Origin of the sequence: Nonomuraea sp. NPDC049750, from assembly GCF_040659625.1 — a bacterium.
GTDB lineage: Bacteria > Actinomycetota > Actinomycetes > Streptosporangiales > Streptosporangiaceae > Nonomuraea.
Map to the genome: position 1 here is coordinate 87,306 of NZ_JBFANB010000041.1, position 8,991 is coordinate 96,296.

7 protein-coding genes and 1 pseudogene are annotated in these 8,991 nt (G+C 68.3%); 5 read left to right on the top strand and 3 right to left on the bottom strand.

What is annotated here, in order from left to right:
* Positions 1 to 27: 27 nt before the first annotated feature.
* Complete coding sequence (locus AB0J16_RS53315; protein WP_358555009.1) at positions 28 to 3,117, bottom strand: BTAD domain-containing putative transcriptional regulator; 3,090 nt, start codon at positions 3,115 to 3,117, stop codon at positions 28 to 30.
* Positions 3,118 to 3,276: 159 nt separating this feature from the next.
* Between AB0J16_RS53315 and AB0J16_RS53320 the strand changes: the two genes are divergently transcribed.
* The 5 genes from AB0J16_RS53320 to AB0J16_RS53340 all read left to right on the top strand — a co-directional run bounded on the left by AB0J16_RS53320 (position 3,277) and on the right by AB0J16_RS53340 (position 8,213).
* Entirely contained in the window at positions 3,277 to 3,810 is a 534-nt protein-coding gene (locus AB0J16_RS53320; RefSeq protein ID WP_358555012.1) for a hypothetical protein, read from the top strand.
* 57 nt (positions 3,811 to 3,867) lie between these two features.
* Positions 3,868 to 4,884: a hypothetical protein gene (locus AB0J16_RS53325; protein WP_358555015.1), complete on the top strand. Its 1,017-nt coding sequence runs from the start codon at positions 3,868 to 3,870 to the stop codon at positions 4,882 to 4,884.
* A 21-nt stretch (positions 4,885 to 4,905) separates the two neighbouring features.
* Positions 4,906 to 6,231, top strand: a complete 1,326-nt coding sequence (locus AB0J16_RS53330) for a Dyp-type peroxidase (RefSeq protein ID WP_358555018.1) — start codon at positions 4,906 to 4,908, stop codon at positions 6,229 to 6,231.
* Positions 6,232 to 6,307: 76 nt separating this feature from the next.
* Complete coding sequence (locus tag AB0J16_RS53335; RefSeq protein ID WP_358555021.1) at positions 6,308 to 7,171, top strand: bile acid:sodium symporter; 864 nt, start codon at positions 6,308 to 6,310, stop codon at positions 7,169 to 7,171.
* A 52-nt stretch (positions 7,172 to 7,223) separates the two neighbouring features.
* Complete coding sequence (locus tag AB0J16_RS53340; RefSeq protein WP_358555024.1) at positions 7,224 to 8,213, top strand: hypothetical protein; 990 nt, start codon at positions 7,224 to 7,226, stop codon at positions 8,211 to 8,213.
* A gap of 80 nt (positions 8,214 to 8,293) precedes the next feature.
* Here the strand turns inward: AB0J16_RS53340 and AB0J16_RS53345 are convergent.
* Positions 8,294 to 8,515, bottom strand: a pseudogene (locus tag AB0J16_RS53345) (Txe/YoeB family addiction module toxin).
* Entirely contained in the window at positions 8,431 to 8,775 is a 345-nt protein-coding gene (locus AB0J16_RS53350) for a type II toxin-antitoxin system prevent-host-death family antitoxin (protein WP_358555027.1), read from the bottom strand. The pseudogene AB0J16_RS53345 and the gene AB0J16_RS53350 overlap by 85 nt, the downstream one beginning before the upstream one ends.
* Between the last annotated feature and the right edge of the window lie 216 nt (positions 8,776 to 8,991).

The window sequence follows — 8,991 nt, forward strand, 5'->3', positions numbered from 1 at the left end:
CGGTCGTACGGGGAACGGGCGGCTGAGTCATCCGGCGGGCACCTGGCGTGGGTGTGTCCGCAAGGTGGCGAGGAAGGCGCTCACCTCCGCCGCTTCCCCGGAGTCGACGCTGTGGAAGATGGCCAGCGCCTCGTTCCAGACGGCCACGGCGGCGTCCGGGTCACCGAGATCGGCATGGACGCGGCCGATCTCGCGCAGGACTCGGGCGCGCCAGAGCGGCATCTCCCGTACTCCCAGCACGTCGAGCGCGTGCGTCAGGTGCCGCAGCGCCTCTCGCGGAAGACGGCGCCGGAAGGCGACCTCCCCGAGGGCGTACGCCGTGAGCGTCTCACCGTAGGTGTCGCCGAAGCGCGCGAAGCTCCGCCCGCAGTGCGTGAGCGTCCGCACCGCCTCATCGAACCGTCCCACCGCGCCCAGAGCCTCCCCCAGCCGGCGCTCGGTCAAGGTGGTGATGATCGGATAGCCGTGCCCGCGGCTGAGCTCAAGGCTCTCCTCATAGCGCCGGATCGCCTCCGTCACCTCGCCCTTGCTGTAGTGGGTGATGCCCAGGGCCCGGAGCAGGATCGCGCGGGGGTAGGCGGTGCGGGCGCCGCGCGCCAGCTCCAGCCCACGACGGCAGACCTCGGCGGCCTGGTCGTGGTGGCCGAGCTCAAGGTGGATCGAGGTCAAGTGGATCAACGCGCTGAGCAGCCCGCCGTGATCGCCCAGCTCCTCGAACAGGTCGACCGCGCGCGTGGTGCGGTCCAGCGCCTCCTCGAAGTCCGCGAACACATGCCGGCAGATGCCGAGCCCGCTGAGCGCGTACGCGGTGGAGCGCCGGTCGCCCAAGCGCTCGAACGGCTCAAGCAAGGACTGGAACTCCCCCAGCGCGTCGCCGAACATCCCACGCTCCACCATGAGATCCGCCCGCAGCAGCCGAGTGGTCAAGATCGCGGGGGTGAGCTCCAGCCGGGTCGCGGCGGCGATGACGGCATCGTGCACCCGGGTGGCCTGGTCGAAGAAGCCGTGGATCCGTAGATAAGCCGTCAGATAGTACGCCAGCTCACACGCGAGGGCGGGTCTGTCCAAAGCGGCGGCGAGCTCGACCACCGCCACCATGTTCCCGCGCTCCTCCATCAGCCACGCGGAGTCCCACTCCCCTGCCGCCGGGCGGGACTCGCCGACGCTAGGCGTGGGCGCGCAGGGCAGGGGGAGGCCGCCAACGGCCGCCGTCACCCGGTCGAGGCTCTCGCTGACGAGCCGGAGCAGGGCCGCGCGCCGCTGCGTCTCACTGTCCTCGGCCTCGGCCTGTTCCCGTGCGAACGCCCGCAACAGGTCATGCAGCCGGTATCGCAGACCGCCCGCGGCACAGGCTTCGGGCCCGTTCACCAGACCGGCGACCACCAGGGCTTCCAGCGCGCGATCCGCCACATCCCTGGACTCCCCGAGCAGCGCCGCCGCCGCCCACTCGGGCACACTTTCCAGGCCGCACAAGCCGAGCAGCCGGAACGTCCGCCGCGCCACGTCGGTGAGGGCGTCGTAACTCACGGCGAAGTTGGCCCGAACCGTCTGCTGGCCCAGAGCCAGCTCGTCGAGGCGCCGCCGAGTGTCCTCCAGGCGGGCCGCGAAGTCGGACAACGGCCAGGCGGGCCGGGCGGACAGCCTGGCCCCCGCGATGCGGATGGCCAGCGGCAGGCGGCCGCAGGCGCGCAGAATCGACGCCGCCGCCTGCGGCTCCGCGCGCACGCGGGCCTGTCCGGCCGTACGTTCGAGCATCTCCACCGCTTCGTCCTCGCCGGGTACGTCCAGGGAGATCGCCTGAGCGCCGGGAAGAGCGAGCTGCGCGCGGGAGGTCACCAGAACCGCGCCCCGCGCCGTGCCCGGCAGCAGGGGCGACACCTGCGCCTCGTCCGCCGCGTCGTCGAGGATGATGAGGATCTCGCGGTCCGCCAGGCGGGACCGGTACAGGGTGGCGCGCTCTTCGAGGGTGTCGGGGAGCGCGCTTCCGTCCACTCCGAGCGCTCTCAGCAGTTCCCCGAGGATGCGCCAGGGATCGCGTGGAGCGGGCGAGGCCGCGCCGAGGCGTACGTACAGCTGGCCGTCGGGGAAGGCGGGCCGGAGCAGATGCGCGAGGTGGATCGCGAGGGTGCTCTTGCCGAGTCCGGGGGCGCCCGACAGAGTCACGATCATGGGTGCGGAGGCCGCCGGGTCCCTGCCGCGCACAATCGAGGTAATCGTTTTCAACTCTGCGCTCCTGCCCACGAAATCAGCGAGGTCCGCGGGTAGCTGGCAGATGTGGTGCCACGTCGTGGAGTCGGGCACCACTTTCGTCCCCGAGACTTTTGTCCCCGAGACGGGCGCAGCCGGTGTCTCATGGTCCTCCAGGAGGCTCGCGTGGAGCCGGCGTAACTCGGCGCCCGGCTCGACGCCCAGCTCCTCCACCAGGAGCGTCCGTACGCGCCGGTAAGCGTCCAGCGCCTCACCCCGCCGCCCGGCCCGGTGCAGGGCGAGCATGAGCTGGCCCCAGAAACGCTCGCGCAGCGGCTGCGCGTCCGCGATCTTCCGCAGCTCACCGATCAGCTGGTCATGCTGCCCGAGGGCCAGCCGGACATCGATCCAGTCGGAACGCGCCTGGTACAGCTCCTCCTCCAGCTCGGCGATCCGGGGCGTCACCATGTCACCGAGCACGAGGTCCTCGGCGGGCCGGCCCCGCCAGAGCGCCACCGCCCTACCGAAGGCCCTCTCGGCGACAGCCAGCTCACCCCGCTGGACGGCCAGCCGCCCTTCGCGCGCCGCGTCAATGAAGATCAGCGCGTCGAGCTGATCGCGTTCGACGCGCAGCAGGTAGCCGGACCCTTCGGTCCTGACGATCTGGTCCCCACCAGGGATCGCCCGTCGTAGCTGCCATACGTGGGTCTGGATGTTGGCCACCGCCGTGGCCGGCGGCTCATCCCACAGAGCGGCCACCAGCCCGTCGCGGGAGATCACCGTGTTGGCGTTGAGCAGCAGCGTGGCCAGTACGGCCCGAGGCTTGCCACGAAGATGGATCGGGGTCTGCGGCGTCCCTTCCGGGTAGACCTGAACGGAGCCCAGAACGGCGAAGTGGTACACCATGAAGTGCCCAATCCCTAGCGACACCTAGGAGAGATCCCTAGCGTAAGAATCGTCCATTGATACCATGTGGATCAAGCTCGATCTCGCCGCCCAGACTGGCCCAAAAAGTCGCATCATGCGACAATTGGGACATTCAGCCGGTTTTAGCCTTCCCCCAGAAGTAGAACGACGGAGGGGATCGGCATGGAGATCAGGCCGCAGGCGGCTGTCATCCCGAAGGAGACCGACCACCTGGAGCAGGGTAAATACGGCCCTGTCTACCCTCGGACCCCGGCGTGCTACGGGTTCACCATCATCGCGAAGGTCAAACCCGGCCGAGCCGGCGCGATCCGCGAGCACGGCTACACCCTCGCCAAGGCGCTGGAGGCCGACCCCGACCTGCTCGCACCCTTGAAGCTGCACTACCTGCGCTGGGTGCTCTTCGACGATGACACACGCTTTATGTACCAGGGCATCTTCGACACCGACTTCGACAAGTACACCGAAGACGCCATCGCCCTGTTCACCCGGGCGGGAGTGAACACGGCCTTCGAGAACCTTGAGGGCTTCCCCGAGGATTGGAAGACCAACCCCGAAGCCTTCATCAGATTCGTCCGTGAGCACCACTGCCCGAGCTTCATCGAGTACGGCGAGTACCCGTACGTCACCGCCGACGAGATCAAGAAGGCTCTGCGGATCAAGAGCGCGATGTCGGAGATGCTCGACCAGCTGCAGTGACGCCCACCAGCGCTTCCTGGAGAAGAGCTTCCGGGAGAAGAGCTTCCTGGAGAAGAGATGAGCGAGTCCAGAACCGCGCGCACCTACAACCAGCACCATGTGCCGCGCCCCTACAGCCCCGGTCGGCGCCGGCTGAGCATCTATGTGGCGTGGAGCTATCCCGCCGAGGCAGGCCGGGATGTGACCCAGCTGAACAACCGGTTCTCCACGATGACCGAAGTGCGACGCGTGACGTGGCCGGCCTACGAGGACCCGAAATGGTCGGATCCGCTGCGGTTCCAGCAGGGCATCGCGGGCGGGCTGGAGCTGTTCTTCTGGGGCTGGCTGCCGTTCCAGCAGTTCGTCGAGGAGACCACCGGATACCCGATGCCCGTGTACCAACGCGTCGATCAGGCGGGTTTCCACACCCCGCTGGACGAACGGGTGCTGGCGGACACCGACACCCTGTTCGTGTGGGGGCTGGACCACATGATCACCGGGCAGGACGCCACACCCGCGGAGATCGAGGCGGTCCGCGAGTTCCTCACCCGCGAGGGAACCTGCCTGGCCCTGGGACCGCATCACGACGTCGGCGCGTCGGACGACATGGCCGTGCGCGACATGGAGTATCACCATCACGGCGACGCGCTGGTGCCCCGTCAGCAACGCTTCGGAAGGTACACCCGATCGCTGATGGCGGGCCTGGGGGTGCCCGTGGAGAACCGCTACGGGCTGCGTCCCGCGGTGACGGAAGGGGGCAAGAGCGCCCCACTGTCCGTCGCCAGGGATCTGGACACCAAGAGGTGGCTGGAAGGCGTGTCCAGCTTCAACTTCCACATGCACCTGCCGCACTACGCCGTGACCACCGACGACCCGAACGTCATCCACGTGCTGGGCAGGCAGCCGATCGACATGTCCAGGCCGCACCCGTTCACCGAGGCTGGCAACACCGAGTTCAACATGTTCCTGTGGATGCCGCCCAGCGGCGACCGGGCCGGTGACGTGATCTTCGCCGACACCACGATCTTCAGCTCGCTGTTCGGCGTCGACGAGAGCCTGCGCGCCTTCTGGAACAACATCGTCTCGGCGAAATAGCGCACGGGGAGGCGGGTCCAGGTGACCATCGTCAAACTGGAGCTCGACGACATCCAGCGCGGGGTGCTCAGCCCTCGCCCGACGCCGTACGCGGCGACGTACATCCTGTTCCGCATCGACGACCGCCACCGCGGGCGGGAGCTGATGCGGCGAGCCAGTGCCGTGGTGACCTCGGCCGCCGACACGGTGAGCCCGCTCGGCGAGACCTGGGTCAGCGTCGCGCTCACCTATCACGGTCTCAAGGTGCTCGGTGTTCCGCTGGAATGGCTGGACACCTTCGCCTGGGAGTTCCGGCAGGGCATGGCGGCGCGGGCCAACGCGTTGGGCGACACCGGCGAGAGCAGCCCCGAGCACTGGGAGTCCCCGCTCGGCACACCTGAGGTCCACGTGGTGCTGGTGGCACTCGCGCCGGACAGCGCGCTGCTGGAGGCCGCCATCGACCGCGCCCGGCCGGCGTACGAGGCCCTGCCCGGCGTGACGGCGATCTGGCGCCAGAACTGCCACGCGCTGCCCACCGAGACCGAACCCTTCGGCTACCGTGACGGCATCAGCCATCCCGCCGTCGAAGGCAGCGGCATAGCCGGTACGAACCCGTTGGAAACGCCGCTGAAGGCCGGCGAGTTCGTCCTCGGCTACCGCGACGAGCTCGGCGGCATCCAGACCCCGCAACCCGACGTGCTCGGGCGCAACGGCAGCTACGTGGTCTTCCGCAAACTCCACCAGCGCGTCGCCCTGTTCCGGCGGTACCTGAGGGACAACTCCACCGATCCGTCGGACGAGGAAGTGCTGGCGGCGAAGATCATGGGACGCTGGCGCAGCGGCGCACCACTGGCGCTCAGCCCTCTGCACGACGACCCCGATCTCGGGGCCGACCGGACGCGCAACAACATGTTCCTGTTCGAGCGGGACGACGCCGGCGGCTTCACGACCCCCGGCGGGTGCCACATCCGCCGGGGCAATCCTCGTGATGCCGCGGTCGCCGGAGTGCCGCGGCTGCACCGCATGATCAGGCGCGGCACGGCGTACGGCCCGCCGCTGCCCGACGGGGTCCTGGAAGACGACGGGGCCGACCGGGGGCTGATGTTCGCCTTCGTGGGAGCGCATCTGGGGCGGCAGTTCGAGTTCGTCCAGTCCGAATGGATGAACGACGGCGTCTTCTTCGGCGCGGGTGACGCGAAGGACCCTGTCGTCGGCTCGGCCTCCGGGTCCGGGTCCTTCACCATCCCCCGGCGTCCCGTACGGCGACGCCTGCTCTCCCTACCCCAATTCGTCGTCACACGCGGCGGCGAATACTGCTTCATGCCAGGACTGACCGCACTGCGCTGGCTGGGCGACCTGACCGGCTGACACCACTGACGCCGCTGACACCACTGACGCCGCTGACGCCGCTGACGCCGCTCCGTCATGACGACCAGGAGCCTTTATGAACACGCTGCATCTGCTGTTCAACGCCGTCACGGTCGTCTTCATCGCGGCCACCATGTTCGCCGCCGGTCTCGGCGCGACGCTGCCGGCCCTGCGCGCCGTCTTCGCGAACGTCCTGCTGCTCGTCCTGGTGCTGGTAGCAAACCTGGTCGCCATCCCGCTCCTCGGCTGGGGCGTCGCCGCCCTGTTCGGCCTGCCTGCGGCGGCGTACATCGCGCTGCTCCTGACGGCCTCCTCCCCTGGCGGCCCGTTCGGCGTGAAACTCGGCATGGTGCAGAACGGGGACGTGGTCGCGGGGGCGGCGATGCAGGTCCTGCTGGCCGCCATCGGCAGCATCACCTTCGGGCCCACCGCGAACCTCATCCTCCAGGCGGCCGACGTGGGCGGCGGAGTCGCACTCGACGTCCCGGTGCTGATGCTGACCGTCGTGGTCCTGCAGCTGGTGCCGTTCGCCGTCGGACTGATCGTGCGACACTACGCTCCGCCCACGGCGCTGGCATGGCAGCCGGTGGCCGCCAAGGCGTCGAACGTGACGTTCCTGATCGTGCTGGCGGGCATGCTCGTGGGCAACTGGCGTGACGTGGTCGCGCTGATCGGCTCACTCAGCCTGCTCGCTGGCTTCGTCTTCTCCGCCCTCGCCTTCGCCCTCGGTACGGCCCTGGCCACCGGACCACCGGCACGCCGTACCACGATGGGCGGGGTCGCGGCGGTACGCAACGCGGGCCCGGCACTCGCCGCCGTCGGTCTCGCCTTCGACAACGCGCCGTCCATCCTGGGAGCGCTGGCCGCCGTACTGCTGAGCGGCCTGGCGGCGGCGGTCCCCATCGCGGCGGTACTGAGCCGTCACCGGGCCTCCACATGAAGATCGCTAGCCGCTACCCTGACCCGGGCTGATCACTTTCGGAGGTGCCGTGATGCGGGAACCCACGGCCCCGGTAGCGGCGGTGCTGCGCTTAGGTGCGGTTCTGGCCGCGTCCGGGCCGGTGATCCTGACGGCCTTCGGGGCCGGCAGGCAGAGCGTCGGCTGGTTCTGTGCCGCGACGAGCTCGGCTCCCTTTCCGATGGAAGGTCCGTACACGCTGGAGTACGTACCGGGAGAACTGCTGTTCTGGGGGGTTCTTCTGCTGCCGGTCGTCGTGGCCGGCCTTTTCCTGCGCGGGTCACGTCGGGCCGTGCTCACCGCCGTCGCCGCAGTCGGCACCGTACTCGCGTTCGGGCTCGTCACCGCGCTTCTGCTGCCGGGCCCCGACCCATGCACCGGGCAGGAACGTGCGGTCGTACTGCCCTGGCCTTTGATCGTCTGCTATCCGGTGGCGGCTTGGGCGCTGCTCCTGGCGGCCCGGTCACCTCTGTCCCGGAGGCAGCATGGGGCCATCCTGTGGGCGGGCGCCGTCGGCGCGGCAGCGTTGGCGGCGATGTTCACCCGCTTCACGGTCATCTACCCAAGGGAGTTTCGCGCCACCTACTTCATGATTTCGGAGTCGTCCTGGAACGGCCTCGCGTGGTGGTCCGGTACGGCCGACAGGATCGGCTTGCCGGTCGTTCTCGTCGCATTGGCGGCGGCCACCAAAGCCACCGCTTCCACCCGCTGGGAACGCTTGGCCGGCACCGCAGCCGCGACGGCTCTTCTCCTCTTCCCGCTGCTCGACGTCGCGACGTACATCAGCGAGTACGGCGGCGACTGGGAGATACCTTTCGCCGATTCGATACGGTGGCCCCTGCTTCTCGCGGCCGTCCTCGTCGCGTCGGCCGTTTGGCGCCCTTGGGTGCGGATCTCCTGGGCCGGGACCGCCCATGTGGCGCGAAGCATGATTGGCGGACGAACGAAGGAACTCGCTGTCGCAGCTGTGATCGTGGCCGCCGGGGTCTGGCTGGTCGTCTCGTCCTTTACGCCAACGCGGTAAAAGCGAATCGTTTAAGGAGCGCTTCTCTAATAGGCAGCCGGACGGACGCTACTTCTCATAGCGATAGCGGCAGGCAGCGATCATGAGGTGTCGTCGTTGACGCGGTAGACGAGCCGGTGCTCTGAGGTGATGCGCCGGGACCAGTAACCGGATCATTCATACTTAAGCGGCCCTGGCTTGCTGATGCCTTCATTCTCGTTCCGGGCTACGTCGGCGATCAGCTGGTTGATCCTCTTGAGGATCCGTCGATCTTCTCGCCGCCAGTCGCAGTACTCCTCCCAGGCGAGTTCGTCGAAAAGGATCTTGACGAGGTGGTGTCCTCATCGGCCAGTTCGCGGACGGCGCCGCCTCCGGCCTCCAGACGGGCGACCGCCTCCGACAGCCGTCTGCGGTTGACAGGAGAGGCCATGAGGTAGAGCGTCTCGCGTATCGATTCGTATTCGCGCTGCGACACCATCACGACGCCTTCCCCGCCGGGACGGGTGATGAGGACTTCTTCCTGGTCGTCGATGACGGCATCGAGGGTGGCGGCGCGTCCGTGATCGTCTGCCGCGGTTGTCACTCAGTTCGTCACGCAGTCATTCCATCAAAGAGGAGCGTCGCACGCTCATCAAGGGCAGTGCTGCGCACCTGCATAAACGAGCTGCCACACTCCGGGATTGACCCCACACTGCATGCCCAGTGGAGCAATGATCGAAACCTGTGGATCTGAGGGGAAGGGGTGTACCTTCCCGAATCATCTGATCAAGGTTTCGAGATAGGCCGACGTTGCCGCGTC